Consider the following 20,137-nt stretch of genomic DNA (forward strand, 5'->3'; position numbering starts at 1 on the left):
GATCATCTGTCGGCCCGCGAGGAGAGGATCCATCCGTGTCCGACCGAACAGCCCCGCTCGCCGTCGAGGAACTCCGCCTCCTCGTCGACAGCGGTGAGATCGACACCGTGGTCCTGGCCTTCCCCGACATGCAGGGCCGCCTCCAGGGCAAACGCTTCGACGCCGCGTTCTTCCTCGACGAAGTCGTCGCACACGGCACCGAGGGCTGCAACTACCTCCTCGCCGTCGACACCGACATGAACACCGTCGACGGGTACGCCATGTCCTCGTGGGACCGCGGCTACGGCGACTTCGCCATGCGCCCCGACCTCACCACCCTGCGCATCGTGCCGTGGAACGAGGCCACCGCGATGGTCACCGCCGACCTCGCCTGGGCCGACGGCTCACCCGTCACCGCCGCGCCCCGCCAGATCCTGCGCCGCCAGCTGGAGCGCCTGGCCGAGCACGGCTACACGGCCCACGCCGGCACCGAGCTCGAGTTCATCGTCTTCAAGGACACCTACGAACAGGCCTGGGACCGCGGCTACCGCGACCTGACCCCCGTCAACCAGTACAACGTCGACTACTCCGTCCTCGGTACCGGCCGCGTCGAGCCGCTGCTGCGCCGCATCCGCAACGAGATGACGGGCGCGGGACTCACCGTCGAGTCCGCGAAGGGCGAGTGCAACCCCGGCCAGCACGAGATCGTGTTCCGCTACGACGAGGCCCTGGTCACCTGCGACCAGCACGCCGTCTACAAGACGGGCGCCAAGGAGATCGCCGCGCAGGAGGGCGTCGCGCTCACCTTCATGGCCAAGTTCAACGAGCGCGAGGGCAACTCCTGCCACATCCACCTCTCGCTCCGGCCCACCGCCGAACCCGGCCGCAGCGCCATGGCGGACACCGACGGCACCATGGCCCCGGTGATGCGCCACTTCCTGGCCGGCCAGCTCGCCGCCCTGCGCGACTTCTCGCTCCTGTACGCGCCGAACATCAACTCCTACAAGCGCTTCCAGCCGGGCTCCTTCGCGCCGACCGCCGTCGCCTGGGGCCACGACAACCGCACCTGCGCGCTGCGCGTCGTCGGCCACGGTCCGTCCCTGCGCCTGGAGAACCGCCTTCCCGGCGGCGACGTCAACCCGTACCTCGCCGTCGCCGGACTCGTCGCCGCGGGCCTGTACGGCATCGAACACGCGCTGGAACTCCCCGAACCGTGCGAGGGCAACGCCTACGCCGCCGCGTACGACCACGTCCCCACCACTCTGCGCGAGGCGGCCGGACTCTGGGAGCACAGCGAGATCGCCCGCGAGGCCTTCGGCGACGAAGTCGTCGCCCACTACCGCAACATGGCACGTGTCGAACTCGACGCCTTCGACGCAGCGGTGACCGACTGGGAGCTCCGACGCTCCTTCGAACGCCTGTGAGGACCCTCTTGATCCGCGAGCACCAGGTACTGAACCCGGCGACGGAGGAACTCCTCGCCACCGTCCCCGCGACCACGGCGGCCGAGGTGGACGCAGCCGTCACCCGTGCCGCCGCGGCCCAGCACGTCTGGGCCGCCCTCGCCCCCGCCGACCGGGCCCGGCTGCTGCGCCGGTTCGCTGCCGCCGTCGACTCCCACACCGAGGAACTGGCCGGGCTGGAGGTCCGCGAGGCCGGGCACACGATCGGCAACGCGCGCTGGGAGGCGGGCAACGTCCGCGATCTGCTCGACTTCGCCGCGGGGGGAGTCGAGCGGCTCAGCGGGCGGCAGATCCCCGTCCCCGGCGGCATCGACCTCACCCTGCTCGAACCCCTCGGCGTCATCGGGGTGATCGCCCCGTGGAACTTCCCCATGCCGATCGCCGCCTGGGGCACGGCCCCCGCCCTCGCGGCGGGCAACGCCGTGATCCTCAAACCCGCCGAGACCACGCCGCTGACCGCGCTCCGGCTCGCGGAACTCGCCCGGGAGGCGGGCCTTCCCGAGAACCTCTTCCAGGTACTGCCGGGTGCCGGAGACGAGGCCGGCAACGCCCTCGTCGAGCACCCCCACGTAGCCAAGATCGTCTTCACGGGCTCCACCCGCGTCGGCAAACAGATCATGGCCAAGTGCGCCGGACACGTGAAACGGATCACCCTCGAACTCGGCGGCAAGAGTCCCAACATCGTCTTCGCCGACGCCGACCTCGAAACCGCCGCTGCCGCCGCCCCGCTGTCCTTCCTGGACAACGCCGGCCAGGACTGCTGCGCCCGCACCCGGATCCTCGTCCAGCGCTCCGCCTACGACCGCTTCCTGGAACTGCTCGCCCCGGCCCTCGCCGCGGTCGTCGTCGGCGACCCCGCCGACGAGAAGACACAGATGGGCCCGCTCATCTCCCGTACCCAGCTGGAACGAGTACGGGGTTACGTTCCCGAGGACGCCGCCGCGCTCCGTGGCAGCGCGCCCGAGGGCCCCGGCTTCTGGTTCCCGCCGACCGTCCTCACCGGCGTGCCCGCACACGCGCCCGTCGCCACCGAGGAGGTCTTCGGACCGGTCGCCGTCGTCCTGCCCTTCGAGGACGAGGCGGACGCCGTCCGGCTCGCCAACGCCACCGAGTACGGTCTCGCTGGCTCTCTCTGGACCCGTGACGTGGGACGCGCCCTGCGCGTCGCGCAAGCCGTCCGGGCGGGCAACCTCTCCGTCAACTCCCACTCCGCCGTCCGCTACTGGACCCCGTTCGGCGGCTTCAAACAGTCCGGACTCGGCCGCGAACTGGGCCCGGACGCCCTCACCGCCTTCACCGAAACCAAGAACGTCTTCCTCAGTACGGAGGCCTGAACCGGTATGACCACGGACCACGGGAACATCTGCCGCCGCCTCGTAGGCCGCACCGCCGTCATCACCGGCGCCGGCAGCGGTATCGGCCTCGCCACCGCCCACCGGCTCGCCTCCGAGGGGGCGCACGTGGTCTGCGGCGACATCGACGAGACCGCGGGCAAGGCGGCCGCCGAAGCGGTCGGCGGCCTCTTCGTACGGGTGGACGTCACCGAGCCCGAACAGGTCGAGGCCCTGTTCAAGGCGGCGTACGACACCTACGGCTCCGTCGACATCGCCTTCAACAACGCGGGCATCTCACCGCCCGACGACGACTCCATCCTCACCACCGGACTGGAGGCGTGGAAGCGCGTCCAGGACGTCAACCTCACCTCCGTCTACCTGTGCTGCAAGGCGGCCCTGCCCTACATGCGGCGCCAGGGCCGGGGCTCGATCATCAACACCGCCTCCTTCGTCGCCAGGATGGGGGCCGCGACCTCCCAGATCTCGTACACCGCCTCCAAGGGCGGCGTGCTGGCGATGTCGCGCGAACTGGGCGTCCAGTTCGCCCGCGAGGGCATCCGGGTCAACGCCGTGTGCCCGGGGCCGGTGAACACCCCGCTGCTCCAGGAACTCTTCGCCAAGGACCCGGAGCGCGCGGCCCGCCGGCTCGTGCACATCCCGCTCGGCCGGTTCGCCGAGGCGACCGAGATCGCGGCCGCCGTCGCGTTCCTGGCGAGCGACGACTCCTCGTTCGTCAACGCCACCGACTTCCTCGTCGACGGCGGGATCTCCGGGGCGTACGTCACACCGCTGTAGGGCCCCGGCGCCGGGAACCCAAGGTGGGGCGATGAGCAACGCGACACCGCCCGGCTGGTACCCGGACACGGCCGCTCCCGGCAACGAGCGGTGGTGGGACGGGACCGCCTGGACCGCCCACACGCGCCCGTCCGCCACCGTGATCCAGCGGAACGTGTCCGGCCGGGGCGACGGCGGGGGCAGGACATCGGAGCCGCCGCCGACCGGGCGTACGAGGAGGACGCCGTCGGCCGGCGGATCCACGGCGGCATCGTCTCCCACCGGGAGATGGCCGCAGGCCCGGTCAGCGTCGCCGGACGCACCGGCTACCGGGTGCGCCGGCGGGTCGTCACCGCCAAGGGGCCGGGCGGCTACGTGCAGTCGCTCGTCTTCCCGTCGGCCGTCGGCAGCGAGTCGCCCGTCGTCGTCCGCTACGCCTTCGACGCCGGCCCCGACGGTCCGCCGCTCGCCCTCATGGACACCCTCACCCAGGGCATCCGGCCGATCGGCGACAGCGGGACGGGCGGGGGTGTCGGCAGCTCCGTCGGCCCCTGAGGAACCGGCGGGCGGCTCAGAGGAACGTGCGGCCCTCGCCGCGGTACGTCGGCACGGTCGCCGTCACCCGGTCCCCCTCGATCAGCTGGAGCTCGTCGAACCGCTCGCACAGCTCACCGGCCTTCGCGTGCCGGAACCACACCTTGTCGCCGATCAGCAGATCGTCGGCCGCGGCGCCGAGCAGCGGGGTCTGCACCTCGCCGGGGCCCTCCTGCGGGTCGTAACGCAGGCCCTCCGGCAGATACGGGACCGGCAGCCGGTCCGCGCCCGCTGCCCCGGACGCCGGATAGCCGCCACCGAGCACCGTCACCACGCCCACCCCGGGCCGGCGCACCACGGGCTGGGCGAACAGGGCCGCCGGACGCGCCGTGAACGAGGTGTAGTTGTCGAACAGCCGCGGCACGTACAGGCCGGAACCGGCCGCGATCTCCGTGACCGCGGCCTCCGCCGCGGTGTGCTGCACGCTCCCGGTGCCACCGCCGTTCACGAACTCCAGGTCCGGCGCCACGGCCCGTACCGCCCGCACCACCTCGGCCCGCCGGGCCGCCAGCTCCCGGCGGCCCGTGGCCTGCATCAGCCGGATCGCACGCGAGCGCAGCGGCCGTCCCGCGAGCGAGTCGCCGACCCCGGCGATATGCCCCTCGTACGCCATCAGCCCCACCAGCCGGAAACCGGGCCGGCGGGCGACGGACCTGGCCAGCTCCGCCAGTTGGGCGGGGGAGCGCAGCGGCGAACGCAGCGCCCCGATCCTGACCCGGCCGCCGAGCATCCGCAACGAGGTGTCCAGCTCCAGACAGACCCGGATCTCCTCCGTGCCCCCGGCCCGCGCCGCGTCGATCAGCTCCAGCTGGGAGTGGTCGTCCACCATCACGGTCACGGCGGCGGCCAGTTTCGGATCGGCGGCCAGTTCCGCGAAGGCCGAGCGGTCGGCCGAGGGATAGGCGAGCAGGACGTCCTCGAACCCGGCCCGCGCCAGCCACAGCGACTCGGCGAGGGTGAAGGACATGATCCCGGCGAATCCGGGACGGGCCAGCACCCGCTCCAACAGGGCGCGGCAGCGCACCGACTTGCTCGCCACCCGGATCGGCTTCCCCGCCGCACGCCGGACGAGGTCGTCGGCGTTGGCGTCGAACGCCTCCAGATCGACGACGGCGATCGGGGCGTCGAGATGGGCGGTGGCCCGGTTGTAACGGGTCCGGTCAGCGGCACGGGCAGTCATGGCCGCAGCTTGCCAGACGGCTGTACCGCTGGGTAGGGGGACGATCTGTGCAGATCGCTCGCCGGCCCGGCGGCCCGCTCCCACCACGGCCTGCGCAGCCCGTAGAGTGACGGACACGCGGCGAGCAACAGGCCTGCCGGTGCAGCCGATCCGCGTGCGGTACGGAACGGACCAGGGGGGCGGATGAGTACCGAGGCGCAGCGCGCTCCCGTCCCGCCACGCCCGACGTACCCGTACCGGCCCCCGCACACCCACCCGCCGGCCGAGACGCCCGCCGAGACCACCGCCCGGCTCCGGCCCGTACGCACCCGGCACCCCTTCAGGACGGCGGCCGCCGCGGTCTGCGTCGTGCTGGGCCTCGGGCTGATCGGCGGGGCCGCCACGGGCAGCTGGCTCATCAGCGACTCCTCGGCCGATCCCGCGGCCGACAGCGCCTACACCGTGGGCCGCGAGGCCTGGCACAGCGTCCCGGTCGACACGCTCTTCCCCCGCACGCTCAAGGGCGACGGCGCGGGTCCCGGCGGCGCCGACCGGGTCTGGACCAGGATCGCCGTGGCCCCGGACAGCGGATGCACGGGCGCACTGGACCCGCTGCTGCTCAAGGCCCTCCGACCGGTCGGTTGCGCCCGCCTGCTCCGCGCCACGTACACCGACGCGACGAGCAGCAGCGTCACCACGGTCGGACTCGTCTTCACCGAGGGCGACACCGGCGCGATGCGCGCGCTCGGTTCCCGGTACGCCGCAGAACACCTCGACGCCCGCACCGACCTGATGCCGCGCGCGTACCCGGTGAAGAACAGCCCCGCTGCCGGATTCGGCGACCGGCAGCGTGCCAGCTGGACCGTGCACGTACTGACCGAGGTACCCGTCGTGGTGTTCGCCGTGTCCGGTTTCGCCGACGGGCGCAAGGTCGCCGATCCGCAGCCGGCCGAGAAGGCCATGGCGGCGAACGCGACGACGGCGGCGGCCCAGGCCGGACTCGGGCACGAGGCCAAGGGCGTGGCCGACCGCGTCGAGCGGGGACTGCGCAGAACCGTCGCCGACCTCACGGAGAAGCCCGAATGACCCGCCGCGTCCGCCCCCGCAGACTCCTCGGCGCGGTCTGTGCCGCCACCGCGTTCGCGCTGCTGCCCGCCGCCCCGGCCGGAGCGGACACCATCCGGGCCCAGCAGTGGGGCCTGGACGCCCTTCACACGGACCGGGCCTGGCAGACCACCCGCGGCAAGGGCATCACCGTCGCCGTCGTCGACACCGGGGTCGACGGCAGCCTGCCCGATCTGGCGGGCCAGGTGCTCCCCGGCAAGGACCTGATCGGATTCGGCGCCGGACGCGGCGACCGGTCATGGGCCAGGCACGGCACCGCGATGGCCGGGATCATCGCAGGCCGGGGCCACGGCAGCGGCGACGGCGAGGGCGTCATCGGCATCGCGCCCGAGGCGAGGATCCTCCCCGTCCGGGTCATCCTCGAAGCGAGCGACCCGGCCCGCGCCAAGGCCCGCAAGACCCGTGGCACCGCCCTCGCCGACGGCATCCGCTGGGCCGCCGACCACGGCGCCGACGTCATCAACCTCTCCCTCGGCGACGACAGCGAGTCCGCCCACCCCGAACCCGGCGAGGACGCCGCCATCCAGTACGCGCTGAAGAAGGGCGCGGTCGTCGTCGCCTCCTCCGGCAACGGGGGCGAGAAGGGCGACCACATCTCCTACCCGGCCGCCTACCCGGGCGTGATCGCGGTCGCCGCGGTCGACCGGTACGGCACCCACGCCTCGTTCTCCACCCGCCGCTGGTACGCCACCGTGAGCGCGCCCGGGGTCGACATCGTCGTCCCCGCACCCGACCGCAAGTACTACGTGGAGTGGGGCACCTCCGCGGCCTCGGCGTTCGTCTCGGGCGCGGTCGCGCTGGTGCGTGCCGCGCACCCCGGCCTGACGCCCGCCCAGATCAAGAAGCTCCTCACGGACACCGCCCGCAACTCCCCGTCCGCCGGCCGGGACGACGCCCGGGGCTACGGCATCGTCGACCCGGCCGCGGCCATCAAGGCGGGTGGCTCGCTGCCCCGCGCCGCGCTGCGTACCGACTCCGCCGCGGCCGGCTACCGCGAGCGGTACTTCGGTGCCGGCCCCACCCCGGCCCGCGCGGACGGCGGCCCCGCCGGCTGGTTCGCCCCGGCGGCCGGCGGACTCGGCGCGGTCCTGCTGGCCCTGGCCGTCGTCCTGTGGCGCGGCCGTTTCCGAGCCTTCCGACGCTGACCGGGCCGGGCCTCACCCGGCGGCGCGGGTCCGCACCACGTCCACAGCCGCCTTGGCCACCGACTCCACGAGCGCGACGCCCGCCTCCTTGGACGGCTGACCGCCGGACAGCACCGCCACCAGGTAGGTCCGCCCGTCCGCCGTCACCTGCCCGATGCTGTTGATGTTCCACAGCCCGGTGGCGGTACGCGGCATCCAGCCGTTCTTGAGCGCCCAGGCACTGCCCGCCGCCGACACCCCCCACTGCTGGTCGGCCTCGACCTGCGTCATCAGCCCCCGCAGATACGTCCGGGACGCCTGACTCAGCTCCGTGTCCGGGGCCGTGCCGAACACCGCCTCCAGCAGCGTCAGCTGATCGGCCGCGGTCGTCCGGGTCAGCCCCCAGGCCTGCGCGGCGGTCGTCGCGGTGAGACCGAGCCGCTCGTTGGCCGCGTCCAGGGCGGACGCCCCGCCCACGGCCGCCAGCAGCGCGGTGGCGGCTTCGTTGTCGCTCCGCTCGATCATCGCGACCGCGTGGGCGCGTTCGCCGGCCGTCAGCACCCGGTCCTCGTCCTGGGCCCGGAGCAGCAGCGCCGCGAGGATGTCGACCTTGACGATGCTCGCGGTGTCGTACGTCGCGTCCTCGCCCCCGTACACCGCCCGCGTTCCGCTGTCACCGTCCAGGACGGCCACCGACACGGCCGCCGTGCCCGAACCGGCCAGCAGCGGCTCGACGGCCCCGGCCAGTTCCGCGTCGAGTTCCACCACCGGCTCCTCGTTCGCCGCCGCGACCGGAGCGGTCGCGGCCGAGGGGACGGACGATACGGAAGTGGCGGCGGCGGGCGCGTGATCCGGCGACCGGCCGGCCAGAAAGGCGCCTCCGGCGGCCGAACCGGCGAGCACGACCGTGGCCGCCGCGGTCGCGGACAGGGCGGATCTGCGGATTCTGTGTCGGGGCATGACCCGGACGCTAGGAACCGCAGCTGAGAGCGGGCTGAGTCCGACCTGTCGGCGGGATGAGAATGCCCAGGCACTACGCTCGCCCTGTGGCGCAGAAGAACATTCCGGACCCCGGATACTCCGACGACGACGGCACGGCCGACCCCGCCCTCACCGCGGCGCTCGCCGCCTGGGCCGAGGACCGCAAGGCCGTGGGCCCGGTACTCGAAGCCCTCAAGGGGGCCCGCCTCCTCGTTCCCGTGGTGGCCGTCCTCGGTGAGGTGGAGGAGGACGAGAAGGGGCTGCGCCGGGAGAAGACCAGCGACATGGCGGTCCCCACCCTCCAGGCCGGTGACCGCCGCGCCCTGCCCGCCTTCACCTCCACCGCCTCGCTGGCCCGCTGGGACCCGCAGGCCCGCCCCGTCGCCGTACCCCTGCACCAGGCGCTCCAGGCCGCCGCGCACGAGAAGGCCGACACGGTGGTGCTCGACCTCGCCGGGCCGGTCGCCTTCGAGCTGGCCGGATCCGCCCTGCGCGCCCTCGCCGAGGGCCGTACCAGTGCCGACCCGCTCGACGACCCCGCCGTCACGGAGGCGGTGCGTGACGCCGTCGCCGCGGAGCCGGCGGTGCTGCGCGCCCACCTCGGACCGGGCCGTGCCGACGGCACCCTCGCCCTGGTGCTGGCGGCGGACGCCGATCCCGCGGAGGCGGCCGGCCGGGTCGCGCGGTCGCTGGCGGCGAACGAGGTGCTGCGTGCCCGGCTGGTCCGCGGCCTGGACCTCGCGCTGCTCCCGGCCGACACGCACACGCCCGGTGAGGCACTCTTCACGCGCTGATCTCCCGGCCGGCCCCACGCGACCCACGAGGCCGCCGTCATGGGGCTCGACGGCCGGCCCATCGGCATCGCGCTCGCCGTGAACCGGCCGGCCGGCATCCCGCTCACCGGCATTCCGGTCAATCCGGCGCGGAGTCCGGTCCCGACCCCGCCGCGGACGCCGTGAGCCCCCTGCCCGGATCGGGCAGGGGGCTCACGGGGTGGAAGAGGCGGAACGGAGCAGGATCAGCCGAAGACCGGGCCGGTGTACTTCTCGCCGGGGCCGTGGCCGGGCTCGTCCGGTACGAGCGAGGCCTCGCGGAACGCGAGCTGCAGGGACTTCAGGCCGTCACGCAGCGGTGCCGCGTGGAAGGAGCTGATCTCGGTCGTGCTGGCGTCCAGCAGGCCGGCCAGCGCGTGGACCAGCTTGCGGGCCTCGTCGAGGTCCTTGTGGTCGTCGCCGTCCTCGGTCAGTCCGAGTTTCACGGCGGCGGCGCTCATCAGATTGACCGCGACCGTCACGATCACCTCGACCGCCGGCACCTCCGCGATGTCGCGGGCCATCTCGTCGAAGCCGGGGGAATCACTGGTGGGGGTCGCGTCGCTCATGCGCCATACGATAGGCCCACGGCAGACCCGTTCCGTCCGCGGGAGTGCCGTACCACCACTGGTTAGCGCACGCCCGGCGGAGCTGCTAACCTTGTGTAACGACCGGCTGGGCATCTATGTGCCCGGCCCACAAGTGGAGGCTCCGATCTCCCACCTGACCGTCCCCAGGACGGCGGGTCATCCGGTCAGGTGGCGCCCATCGTTCCGTACGGACGATGGAGCCGCCCGATGCGCCCCGCGGTTGACCGCGGCGGTGTTCCGGTTGTTCAGGAGCCCCGCCTGTGTCCCGGTGGGGCTTTTTTCATGGTCCTGCACGGTTGGTCTGTCGAAACAGACGTTACGTGGCTGTCCGCCAGGCGGCCGCGTGGTGCTACCGAGGAGGATCCATCAGCGCCGAGCCCCGCATCAACGACCGGATTCGCGTACCCGAGGTGCGACTTGTCGGTCCCAGCGGCGAGCAGGTCGGGATTGTTCCGCTTGCCAAGGCCCTGGAACTCGCACAGGAGTACGACCTCGACCTGGTCGAGGTGGCGGCTACCGCCCGTCCGCCCGTGTGCAAGCTCATGGACTACGGGAAGTTCAAGTACGAGTCGGCCATGAAGGCCCGTGAGGCGCGCAAGAACCAGGCGCACACGGTCATCAAGGAGATGAAGCTCCGGCCGAAGATCGACCCGCACGACTATGACACCAAGAAGGGTCACGTCGTTCGGTTCCTCAAGCAGGGCGACAAGGTCAAGATCACGATCATGTTCCGTGGTCGTGAGCAGTCCCGCCCCGAGCTTGGCTTCCGACTGCTTCAGCGTCTGGCTTCGGACGTGGAGGAACTCGGCTTCATCGAGTCCAACCCGAAGCAGGACGGCCGGAACATGATCATGGTTCTGGGCCCGCACAAGAAGAAGACCGAAGCCATGGCCGAGGCCCGCGAGGCCCAGGCCGCCCGCAAGGCGGAGCGTCAGGGATACACCCCCGACGCCGATGCCGAAGCTGCGGACGAGGCAGTCGAGGCTCCGGCCGAGACGACCTCCGAGGCTCCGGCCGAGACACCTTCCGAGGCGTGACCTCAGGGGGCTGCCATCCAGGCGCCCCCGGGTCCCCCCGGAATCCCACCAAGATCTGACGCCCCTGCAGTCCGGTGCCCGCACCGAGAGGGGCGCCACTGACGAGGAGAGAACGGCGCGATGCCGAAGAACAAGACGCACAGCGGTGCCAGCAAGCGCTTCAAGATCACCGGCTCCGGCAAGGTGCTCCGTGAGAGGGCCGGCAAGCGCCACCTTCTCGAGCACAAGTCGTCCAAGAAGACCCGCTCGCTGACCGGCACGGTCGTCGTGGCTCCGGCCGACGCCAAGAAGATCAAGAAGCTTCTCGGCAAGTGAGGCCGTCGTCCCCGGTGACACCGGGGACGCGCCCTCGATCCGACCGGGACCAATTCGTTTCCGGGCCGTGTGAGTACGACCACGGCCCCGCTACAAGGAGTTAACAAGTGGCACGCGTCAAGCGGGCAGTCAACGCCCACAAGAAGCGCCGGGCAATCCTCGAGGCCGCCAGCGGTTACCGCGGTCAGCGCTCGCGCCTGTACCGCAAGGCCAAGGAGCAGGTCACCCACTCCCTGGTCTACAACTACAACGACCGCAAGAAGCGCAAGGGCGACTTCCGTCAGCTGTGGATCCAGCGCATCAACGCCGCTGCCCGCCAGAACGGCATGACGTACAACCGCCTCATCCAGGGTCTGAAGGCCGCCAACATCGAGGTGGACCGCAAGATCCTGGCCGAGCTCGCGGTCAACGACGCCAACGCGTTCGCCGCTCTCGTCGAGGTTGCCCAGAAGGCCCTCCCGAGCGACGTCAACGCCCCGAAGGCCGCCTGATCCAGGCTGCACTTCCTGGCTTTCGATCCGGACCCGCAGGCGCACGCCGCCTGCGGGTCCGGTGCGTTGCAGATCCAGCACCTTCGTACGCAGAGAGGCTCGCCGCCGACATGGGCACCCCCGAACTGATCTCCCCGCGATCGCCACGGGTCGCCGCCGCCCGGCGGCTGGCCAGGCGCAACTTCCGCGGCAAGGAGCGCAGGTTCATCGCCGAGGGGCCGCAGGCCGTACGCGAGGCCGCGGACCACCGCGGCAGCGACGGCGCGCCGACCCTCATCGAGCTCTTCGTCACCGTCGAGGCCGCCGAGCGGTACGAAGCCATCGTCGACGCCGCCCACGCGGCCGGCGCCCGGATCCACCTCGCCGACAGCGAGGTCCTGGCCGACGTGTCCCAGACCGTCACCCCGCAGGGCCTGATCGGAGTCTGCCGCTTCCTGGACACGCCCTTCGAGGCGGTCATCGCCGCCCGGCCGAAGCTGGTGGCCGTCCTGGCGAACGTCCGCGACCCCGGGAACGCCGGCACGGTGCTGCGCTGCGCCGACGCCGCGGGCGCCGACGCGGTCGTCCTCACCGACGCCTCCGTGGACCTGTACAACCCGAAGTCCGTGCGCGCGTCCGTCGGCTCGCTCTTCCATCTGCCGGTCGCCGTCGGTGTGCCCGTCGAGCAGGCCGTGCAGGGGCTGCGGGACGCGGGTGTCCGGATCCTCGCCGCCGACGGCGCGGGCGAGGACGACCTCGACGACGAGCTCGACGCCGGCACCATGGGCGGGCCCACCGCCTGGGTCTTCGGCAACGAGGCCTGGGGGCTGCCCGAGGAGACCCGGGCGCTGGCCGACGCCGTCGTACGCGTACCGATCCACGGCAAGGCGGAGAGCCTCAACCTCGCCACCGCAGCCGCCGTCTGCCTGTACGCCTCCGCACGCGCCCAGCGCACCCGCCCCGGCGCCGTCTGAACCGTCCCGCGCCCACGCCACCGGCCCACGGTCCCCCGCAGGGTGTCGCTCCGTCACCGGCGACTAGTAGGGTGACGAACTCGGGGGCCCACTGCACCGGTTCGAGAGGTGGGGTACGGGAATATGGCTGTCGGCATGAGCGGGCCGAGGGCGCGCGCGGAGGCCGTCGTGCGCCCCGTCGAGGAGCCGGACGGGGACACCGTCGCGGGCATCGGATCCGGTGGCCAGGCCGTGGATCCGGACGACCTGCCCGACGGACTCGTCGTCGCGGACGAGACCGGCCGGGTCATCTGTTTCAACTCCGCCGCCGCGCGGATCACCGCCGTGCCCCGGGCCGCCGCACTCGGCCGCCCACTGGAACACGCCCTCCCGTTGGAGGACCTCAAGGGCCGGCGCTGGTGGGAGCTGACCGACCCCTACGGCGGCCTCGCCACCCGCGTCGGCCAGCCCGAACGCAATCTGCTGCTGCCCGGCGGCCGCGAGGTCCTCGTCTCCGCCCGCTACGTACGCGAGAGCCCGACCGGCCCCGTACGGCGGCTGGTGGTCAGCCTGCGCGGCACCGAGGCCCGCCGCCGCAACGAACGCAGCGACGCCGAACTCATCGCGACCGTCGCCCATGAACTGCGCTCGCCCCTGACGTCCGTGAAGGGCTTCACCGCCACGCTGCTGGCCAAGTGGGAGCGGTTCACCGACGACCAGAAGCGGCTGATGCTGGAGACCGTCTACGCGGACGCCAACCGGGTCACCCGCCTGATCACCGAACTCCTGGACATCTCCCGGATCGACTCGGGGCGCCTGGAGCTGCGCCGCCAGCCCGTGGACCTCTCCGCCGCCGTGGAACGCCACGTCCAGGCGCTCACCGCCGCCGGTCAGGACCCCGGCCGGTTCCTCGTCCGCACCTGCCAGCCGCTGCCCGTCGTGTGGGCGGACCCGGACAAGGTCGACCAGGTCCTCGGCAACCTGCTGGAAAACGCGGTGCGCCACGGCGAGGGAACCGTCACCATCGAGGTGGCACCCGCACCGGCCAAGAGCGACGAGAAGGGAACGGCGGTCACCGTGAGCGACGAAGGCCCCGGCATCCCCGAGGAGTCGATGGCCCGTGTCTTCACCCGTTTCTGGCGGGGGAGCAAGCGCGGCGGCACCGGCCTCGGCCTCTACATCGTCAAGGGCATCGTCGAGGCGCACGGCGGCACCATCACGGTCGGCCGCGGCCCCGGGGGCGGCGCCGAGTTCCGATTTATTCTGCCCGTGAGCACGCCGGCCTACATGAAGTAGCGGGGCCTGAGCGGACCACGGGCGGCCCACACATCCTGTGGCCCTTAGACTCGACCTTTGGCACCTTTGCGTCCTCCAGTCGTCGAGCGGGGCCGCGCCACCAGCCAATCGGAAGTACGGGAAGAGATGTCGGCACCGAACAAGTCGTACGACCCAGTCGAGGTCGAGGCACTGAAACCGGAAGAGATCGAGCGCATCCGGGACGAGGCGTTCGCCGCCTTCGCCGCCGCGGGCGACCTCGACGCGCTCGCCCAGGCGAAGACCGCGCACACCGGTGGAACCTCGCCCCTGTCACTCGCCAACCGCGAGATCGGCGCGCTGCCGCCGCAGGCCAAGGCCGAGGCCGGCAAGCGCGTGGGCCAGGCCCGCGCCGCCGTGGGCAGGGCGCTCGCCGCCCGCCAGACGGAGCTGGAGGCCGAGCGGGACGCCCGGGTCCTGGTCGAGGAGGCGGTGGACGTCACGCTGCCGTACGACCGCACCCCGGCCGGCGCACGCCACCCGCTGACGACGATCATGGAGCGCGTCGCCGACGTCTTCGTGGCCATGGGCTACGAGGTCGCCGAGGGCCCCGAGGCCGAGGCCGAGTGGTTCAACTTCGACGCCCTGAACTTCGTGCCCGACCACCCGGCCCGGCAGATGCAGGACACCTTCTTCGTCGAGGGCGCCGACGGCGCGAAGAACGACGAGTCCGGTGTCGTACTGCGTACGCACACCTCGCCGGTCCAGGCCCGCACCCTGCTCGACCGCGAGCCCCCCGTGTACGTAGTCTGCCCCGGCCGGGTCTACCGGACCGACGAGCTCGACGCCACGCACACCCCGGTCTTCCACCAGATCGAGCTGCTCGCCGTGGACGAGGGCCTCACCATGGCCGACCTGAAGGGCACCCTCGACCACATGGTCCAGGCACTCTTCGGCCCGGACATGAAGACCCGGCTGCGACCGAACTTCTTCCCGTTCACCGAGCCGTCCGCCGAGATGGACATGGTCTGCTACGTCTGCCGCGGCGAGTCCGTCGGCAACCCGGACCGTCCCTGCCGCACCTGCGGCAGCGAGGGCTGGATCGAGCTCGGCGGCTGCGGCATGGTCAACCCCAAGGTGCTCATCGCCTGCGGCGTGGACCCCCAGAAGTACAGCGGATTCGCCTTCGGGTTCGGCATCGAGCGGATGCTGATGTTCCGCCACAACGTAGAAGACATGCGAGACATGGTCGAAGGCGACGTCCGGTTCACCCGGCCCTTCGGGATGGAGATCTGATGCGCGTCCCGCTTTCCTGGCTGCGGGAGTACGTCGACCTGCCGCCCACCGAGACCGGCCGTGACGTACAGGCCAAGCTCGTCGCGGTCGGCCTGGAGGTCGAGACCGTCGAGCAGATCGGCGCCGGCCTCAAGGGCCCGCTCGTCGTCGGCAAGGTACTGACCATCGAGGAGCTGGAGGGCTTCAAGAAGCCCATCCGCTTCTGCACGGTCGACGTCGGCTCCGCCAACGGCACCGGTGAGCCGCAGGAGATCGTCTGCGGCGCCCGTAACTTCGCCGTCGGCGACAAGGTCGTCGTGGTCCTGCCCGGCGCCGTGCTGCCCGGCGACTTCGCGATCGCCGCTCGCAAGACGTACGGCCGGACCTCGCACGGCATGATCTGCTCCACCGACGAGCTCGGCATGGGCGACGACGGCACGCACGGCATCATCGTGCTGCCGCCGGAGCACGAGGCCGGCACCGACGCGATCGAGCTGCTCGAGCTCGTCGACGAGGTCCTCGACATCGCCGTCACGCCCGACCGCGGCTACTGCCTGTCGATGCGCGGCGTCGCCCGCGAGACCGCCATCGCCTACGGCCTGCCGCTGCGCGACCCGGCGCTCCTGGACGTGCCCGCGCCCAACGCGTACGGCTACCCGGTCAAGGTCGCCGACCCGATCGGCTGCGACCGCTTCACCGCGCGCACCGTCGTCGGTCTCCAGCCCGAGGCCCGGTCCCCGATCTGGATGCAGCGCCGGCTCCAGAAGGCCGGAATGCGCCCGATCTCGCTCGCCGTCGACGTCACCAACTACGTGATGCTCGAACTCGGCCAGCCGCTGCACGCCTACGACCGGACCCGGATCGACGGTCCGATCGGGGTGCGCCGCGCCGAGCAGGGCGAGAAGCTCACCACGCTCGACGGCACGGTCCGCGTCCTGGACGCCGCCGACCTCGTCATCACCGACAACCGCGGTCCGATCGGCCTCGCTGGTGTCATGGGCGGTGCCAACACCGAGATCGCCGATGCCTCCGAGGACGCGCACACCACCGAGGTCGTCATCGAGGCCGCGCACTTCGACGCGATCTCGATCGCCCGGACCGCGCGCCGCCACAAGCTGGCCTCCGAGGCGTCCAAGCGCTTCGAGCGCGGCGTCGACCCGCAGGCCGCGGCAGCGGCGGCGCAGCGCACCGTCGACCTGCTGGTGCTGCTCGCCGGCGGCACCGCCGAGGCGGGCGTCACCGAGGTGAGCGCCCCGTCCGGCCCCCGCACCATCACGATGGCCGCCGACCACCCGGACAGGGTGGCGGGTGTCGCGTACGGCCGCGAGACCGTCGTACGCCGCCTCCAGGAGGTCGGCTGCGACGTCTACGGGCAGGACGAGCTCCTCGTCACCGCCCCGTCCTGGCGGCCCGACCTGAACGAGCCGAACGACCTCGCCGAAGAGGTCATCCGGCTGGAGGGTTACGAGAACCTCCCGTCCACGCTCCCGACCCCGCCGTCGGGCCGCGGGCTCACCGACCGCCAGCGGCTCCACCGCCGCGTCGGCCGGGCCCTCGCGGGCGCGGGCTACGTCGAGGCGCTGAACTACCCGTTCACCGGCGAGGCGGTCCTGGACCAGCTGGGCCTGGAGGCGGACGACGCCCGCCGCCGCACGGTCAGGCTCGTCAACCCGCTCTCCGACGAGGAGCCGTCGCTGCGCACCACGCTGCTGCCGGGCCTCCTCGGCGCACTGCGGCGCAACGACGGCCGCGGCAGCCACGACCTCGCGCTCTTCGAGACCGGCCTGGTCTTCCGGCCCACCGGCCAGGAGACGAAGCCCGTCCGGCTGCCCGTCGACCGGCGCCCCTCCGACGAGGAGATCGCCGCGCTCGACGCCGCGCTGCCGCGTCAGCCGCGCCGCGCCGCCGTCGTCCTCGCGGGCGCCCGCGAGCAGGCCGGCTGGTGGGGCAAGGGCCGCCCGGCCGACTGGGCGGACTCCGTCGAGGCCGCCCGGACCATCGCCCGTGAGGCCGGTGTCGACCTCACGGTCCGCGCCGACCAGCACGCGCCCTGGCACCCGGGCCGCTGCGCCGCGCTGTATGTGACGGTCGCCGGCGAGGAGACCCTCTTCGGGCACGCCGGCGAGCTGCATCCGCGCGTCATCAAGGAGCTCCACCTGCCCGAGCGCACCTGCGCCATGGAGGTCGAGCTCGACGTCCTGGAGCAGGCCGTGGACGGCGCGCTCCAGGCGCCGCGGATCTCCACCTTCCCGGTGGCGACCCAGGACGTCGCGCTCGTCGTCGACGCGCGCGTACCCGCCGCAGAGGTGGAGCAGGCGCTCCGCGAAGGCGCCGGGGAACTCCTGGAGTCGCTGCGCCTGTTCGACGTGTTCACCGGCGAGCAGATCGGCGAGGGCCGCAAGTCCCTGGCGTACGCGCTGCGGTTCCGTGCCGCGGACCGCACGCTGACCGTCGACGAGGCGAGCGCCGCCCGTGACGCGGCGGTGGCGCTGGCCGCCGAGCGTACGGGCGCGGTGCTGCGCGGCGCGTAACGGCGCATCCGCACACTGAGGAGGGGCGTATCCGGCCACCGGATACGCCCCTCCTGTGTGCTCGCCCAGAGGCGGTGGACCGCACGCGGGCTCCGGCCCGGCCCGGGAGAACCCGGATCCCGGCCGGCCCCGCAACAACCCTCCGATCCGTGGGCAGTGGGTCGTGCGATCCGGCGCCGTCCGTTCTGCCACGGAGTGTCGGGCAGGTCGGCAGAGCGGACGGCGCGGGAGCGGGTCGTCGTGCTGTACGAGGGGGAGCAGACGACCCGGCCGCCTCTTGCGAGGGACTCATTCAAGCGATTCGCGGACCGGTGCGGCAGGGTGCGCAGCGGGACGGTTCGGGCATTCCGTTCACACCCCGTGTGAATCGTGCTCCACTGGGGCGACACGTCCTGGCGTGCCGAACCGTCGGAGGGGCAATGGGGGCAATGGAGCCCAACACGATGCTGGAGGCTCTGATCGACGAGGCGGGTGTCTCCCGGGCCGGGCTCGCCGCGCATGTGAACCAGGCCGGCCGTGCCCGGGGGCTGTGCCTGCGGTACGAACACACCGCCGTCGCCCGCTGGCTGAAGGGCCAGCGGCCGCGCGGCCAGGTGCCCGACCTGATCTGTGAGGTGCTGGGGAACCGGCTGCGCAGGGCGCTCTCGCTCGACGACATCGGCATGACGGCCCTCGGCGGTCACCCGGCCGTGCGGAGCTCCTCGCTCACCGGATTCGTGGAGCGGGCCACCGCTCTGTGGCGCTCCGACGAACAGCAGCGCCCCCATGTCGTCGCCGCCCCGGCCGTCACCGGGACCACCGCGGTGATGCCCGTCTGGGAGTGGGAGAACCCGCCGGAGGACACGGATGTGTCCCGTACCGGCCCGCAGCGCGTCGGTCCGGCGGACATAGCAACGTTGCGTGCCGCCCGTGCCCACTACGAACTGATGTATCGCAGGGCGGGCGGAATCGCGACGCGTTCGCGCATCGTCGGCTTCCTCAACGCGGAGACGGCCCCGCTGCTGCGCGGCGGCTACAGCGACGCGATGGGGCGTCAACTGCACCGCGCCACGGGCGGTCTGGTGGCCGTGGCCGGTATCTGCGCGTACGACTCCGACGCGCACGGCCTGGCCCAGCGCTACTTCCACCAGGCGCTGCGGCTGGCCAAGGCGAGCGGGGACCGGGGCCTCGGGGGCTATGTGATCGCCCTGCTGGTGAACCAGTCGCTCTTTCTCGCCGACTTCCGGCAGTCCGTCGCCTTCGCCGAAGCGGCGCTGCGGGCCGCCGGGCGCGACATCACGCCCGCGCTCGCGGCCGACCTCCACGCGATGCAGGCCAAGGCGTACGCCCATCTCGGCGACGGGCCGAGCGCCCTGCGGTGCATCCGGCGTGCGGAGTGCGAGGCGGATCGGATCCGTCCCGGTCAGGAGCCGGACGAGACGGGGTACGTCCAGCCCGGACTGGTCAACGTCCAGGTGGCGGAGGCGCTGCTTCGTCTCGGGGACCTGCCGGCCGCCAGGGAGCACGCCGCGGCGGCGGTGCGGACCCCCGCGCACGACCGGGGCAGGGTGCACCGGCTGGCGATGCTGACCACGATCGAGCTGCGGCAGGGCGAGGCCGACCGGGCCGCGGTCACGGCGGCGGAGATGGCGGAGTGCGCCCGGGGGATGGAGTCGCAGCGGCTGCGTGACCGGCTGCGGACCGTACGCGAACGCCTGGTCGCGAGCGGCAGCGCGGAGGCGGCACGCGCCGCGGATCTCGTCGACGGCGCTCTGCGCGTACCGCTGTGAGCCTCGGTCTGCTGCGATATGGCCACCTACTAGTCAGAAGGTGGCAGAACTGTGCAGTGGACGAATATGAACGAACAAACTGTGTATGAGAACCGCTGGTTCCGGGTCAATCTGGCGGACGTCGCGCTGCCGGACGGTCACCACCTCGACCACTTCGTGATCCGGCTCCGCGCCGTCGCGGCGGCCACCGTGGTCAACGAGGCGAACGAGGTCCTGCTCCTGTGGCGGCACCGGTTCATCACGGACAGCTGGGGCTGGGAGATCGCCGCGGGAGTGGTCGAGGACGGTGAGCAGCCGGCGGCCGCGGCCGCCCGGGAGATGGAGGAGGAGACCGGCTGGCGTCCCGGCCCGCTCCAGCCGCTGCTGACCGTGGAGCCGTCGAACGGCCTCACCGACGCCCGGCACCACTTCTACTGGGGCGAGGAGGCCGACTGGACCGGTGACCCGGTCGACGGCTTCGAGTCCTCGCGCCGTGAGTGGATACCGCTGAAGCTGGTGCCCGACATGATCGCCCGCGGCGAGGTCCCGGCCGCGGGGATGGCCGCCGGGCTGATGATGCTGCACCACTTACGGCTGGGCTGAGACCGTCCCGCTCGTG

19 protein-coding genes and 2 pseudogenes are annotated in these 20,137 nt (G+C 72.4%); 18 read left to right on the top strand and 3 right to left on the bottom strand.

Translation table 11 applies throughout. The features are described 5' to 3' along the window. Positions 1–35: 35 nt before the first annotated feature. The 5 genes and pseudogenes from EAO72_RS06245 to EAO72_RS06260 all read left to right on the top strand — a co-directional run bounded on the left by EAO72_RS06245 (position 36) and on the right by EAO72_RS06260 (position 4,105). Positions 36–1,403 (top strand): glutamine synthetase family protein, encoded by a 1,368-nt coding sequence (locus tag EAO72_RS06245; RefSeq protein WP_148016180.1) that lies wholly within the window; start codon positions 36–38, stop codon positions 1,401–1,403. An 8-nt stretch (positions 1,404–1,411) separates the two neighbouring features. Beyond that, on the top strand, positions 1,412–2,776 hold the full coding sequence (locus EAO72_RS06250) for an aldehyde dehydrogenase family protein (protein ID WP_148016450.1): 1,365 nt from the start codon (positions 1,412–1,414) through the stop codon (positions 2,774–2,776). Between the two features lie 6 nt (positions 2,777–2,782). Next, positions 2,783–3,571 carry a 3-oxoacyl-ACP reductase gene (locus EAO72_RS06255; RefSeq protein WP_148016181.1) on the top strand — a complete coding sequence of 263 codons (789 nt, stop codon included), beginning with the start codon at positions 2,783–2,785 and terminating at the stop codon, positions 3,569–3,571. A gap of 31 nt (positions 3,572–3,602) precedes the next feature. Next, positions 3,603–3,668 (top strand): annotated as a pseudogene (locus EAO72_RS43995) (hypothetical protein); the annotation flags it as partial. Next, positions 3,665–4,105, top strand: a complete 441-nt coding sequence (locus EAO72_RS06260; protein WP_410090078.1) for a hypothetical protein — start codon at positions 3,665–3,667, stop codon at positions 4,103–4,105. The pseudogene EAO72_RS43995 and the gene EAO72_RS06260, both read left to right, overlap by 4 nt. Before the next feature lie 16 nt (positions 4,106–4,121). Here the strand turns inward: EAO72_RS06260 and EAO72_RS06265 are convergent, their stop codons facing one another. Beyond that, complete coding sequence (locus tag EAO72_RS06265) at positions 4,122–5,324, bottom strand: amino acid deaminase/aldolase (protein WP_148016182.1); 1,203 nt, start codon at positions 5,322–5,324, stop codon at positions 4,122–4,124. 183 nt (positions 5,325–5,507) lie between these two features. Here EAO72_RS06265 and EAO72_RS06270 point away from each other — a divergent pair, with 183 nt between their 5' ends. Both EAO72_RS06270 and mycP read left to right on the top strand, forming a co-directional pair. Next, positions 5,508–6,389 (top strand): hypothetical protein, encoded by an 882-nt coding sequence (locus EAO72_RS06270; protein WP_261991339.1) that lies wholly within the window; start codon positions 5,508–5,510, stop codon positions 6,387–6,389. Next, positions 6,386–7,573, top strand: coding sequence for a type VII secretion-associated serine protease mycosin (mycP, locus tag EAO72_RS06275; RefSeq protein ID WP_148016183.1), 1,188 nt, complete (start codon positions 6,386–6,388; stop codon positions 7,571–7,573). Before EAO72_RS06270 ends, mycP begins: the two co-directional genes overlap by 4 nt. A 12-nt stretch (positions 7,574–7,585) precedes the next feature. Here mycP and EAO72_RS06280 read toward each other — a convergent pair whose 3' ends face one another. Further along, on the bottom strand, positions 7,586–8,512 hold the full coding sequence (locus EAO72_RS06280) for a serine hydrolase (RefSeq protein ID WP_148016184.1): 927 nt from the start codon (positions 8,510–8,512) through the stop codon (positions 7,586–7,588). Between the two features lie 86 nt (positions 8,513–8,598). Here EAO72_RS06280 and EAO72_RS06285 point away from each other — a divergent pair, with 86 nt between their 5' ends. Further along, positions 8,599–9,327, top strand: a complete 729-nt coding sequence (locus tag EAO72_RS06285) for an SseB family protein (protein WP_148016185.1) — start codon at positions 8,599–8,601, stop codon at positions 9,325–9,327. A gap of 21 nt (positions 9,328–9,348) precedes the next feature. Continuing rightward, positions 9,349–9,471: pseudogene (locus EAO72_RS42835) on the top strand (aquaporin); the annotation flags it as partial. Between the two features lie 80 nt (positions 9,472–9,551). Here the strand turns inward: EAO72_RS42835 and EAO72_RS06295 are convergent. Then, a complete protein-coding gene (locus tag EAO72_RS06295; protein ID WP_148016186.1) occupies positions 9,552–9,914 on the bottom strand; it encodes a DUF1844 domain-containing protein in 363 nt (120 codons plus the stop codon). A 341-nt stretch (positions 9,915–10,255) separates the two neighbouring features. Between EAO72_RS06295 and infC the strand changes: the two genes are divergently transcribed. The 9 genes from infC to EAO72_RS06340 all read left to right on the top strand — a co-directional run bounded on the left by infC (position 10,256) and on the right by EAO72_RS06340 (position 20,121). Continuing rightward, positions 10,256–10,972 carry a translation initiation factor IF-3 gene (gene infC / locus EAO72_RS06300; protein WP_222724066.1) on the top strand — a complete coding sequence of 239 codons (717 nt, stop codon included), beginning with the start codon at positions 10,256–10,258 and terminating at the stop codon, positions 10,970–10,972. A gap of 120 nt (positions 10,973–11,092) precedes the next feature. Beyond that, complete coding sequence (gene rpmI, locus EAO72_RS06305) at positions 11,093–11,287, top strand: 50S ribosomal protein L35 (RefSeq protein WP_003970213.1); 195 nt, start codon at positions 11,093–11,095, stop codon at positions 11,285–11,287. Between the two features lie 107 nt (positions 11,288–11,394). Next, complete coding sequence (gene rplT, locus EAO72_RS06310) at positions 11,395–11,778, top strand: 50S ribosomal protein L20 (RefSeq protein WP_003970214.1); 384 nt, start codon at positions 11,395–11,397, stop codon at positions 11,776–11,778. A 110-nt stretch (positions 11,779–11,888) separates the two neighbouring features. Continuing rightward, a complete protein-coding gene (locus EAO72_RS06315) occupies positions 11,889–12,731 on the top strand; it encodes a TrmH family RNA methyltransferase (protein WP_148016188.1) in 843 nt (280 codons plus the stop codon). 123 nt (positions 12,732–12,854) lie between these two features. Next, positions 12,855–14,006 carry a sensor histidine kinase gene (locus tag EAO72_RS06320; protein WP_148016189.1) on the top strand — a complete coding sequence of 384 codons (1,152 nt, stop codon included), beginning with the start codon at positions 12,855–12,857 and terminating at the stop codon, positions 14,004–14,006. A 126-nt stretch (positions 14,007–14,132) separates the two neighbouring features. After that, entirely contained in the window at positions 14,133–15,260 is a 1,128-nt protein-coding gene (gene pheS, locus EAO72_RS06325) for a phenylalanine--tRNA ligase subunit alpha (RefSeq protein ID WP_145762505.1), read from the top strand. Beyond that, positions 15,260–17,770 (top strand): phenylalanine--tRNA ligase subunit beta, encoded by a 2,511-nt coding sequence (pheT, locus tag EAO72_RS06330; protein ID WP_148016190.1) that lies wholly within the window; start codon positions 15,260–15,262, stop codon positions 17,768–17,770. Before pheS ends, pheT begins: the two co-directional genes overlap by 1 nt. Positions 17,771–18,198: 428 nt before the next feature. Then, a complete protein-coding gene (locus EAO72_RS06335) occupies positions 18,199–19,539 on the top strand; it encodes a transcriptional regulator (RefSeq protein WP_148016191.1) in 1,341 nt (446 codons plus the stop codon). A 51-nt stretch (positions 19,540–19,590) separates the two neighbouring features. After that, positions 19,591–20,121, top strand: coding sequence for an NUDIX domain-containing protein (locus EAO72_RS06340; RefSeq protein WP_148016192.1), 531 nt, complete (start codon positions 19,591–19,593; stop codon positions 20,119–20,121). The last annotated feature ends 16 nt before the right edge of the window (positions 20,122–20,137 follow it).

Origin of the sequence: Streptomyces sp. OR43, assembly GCF_008042275.1 — a bacterium.
In the GTDB taxonomy this organism is placed as follows: domain Bacteria; phylum Actinomycetota; class Actinomycetes; order Streptomycetales; family Streptomycetaceae; genus Streptomyces.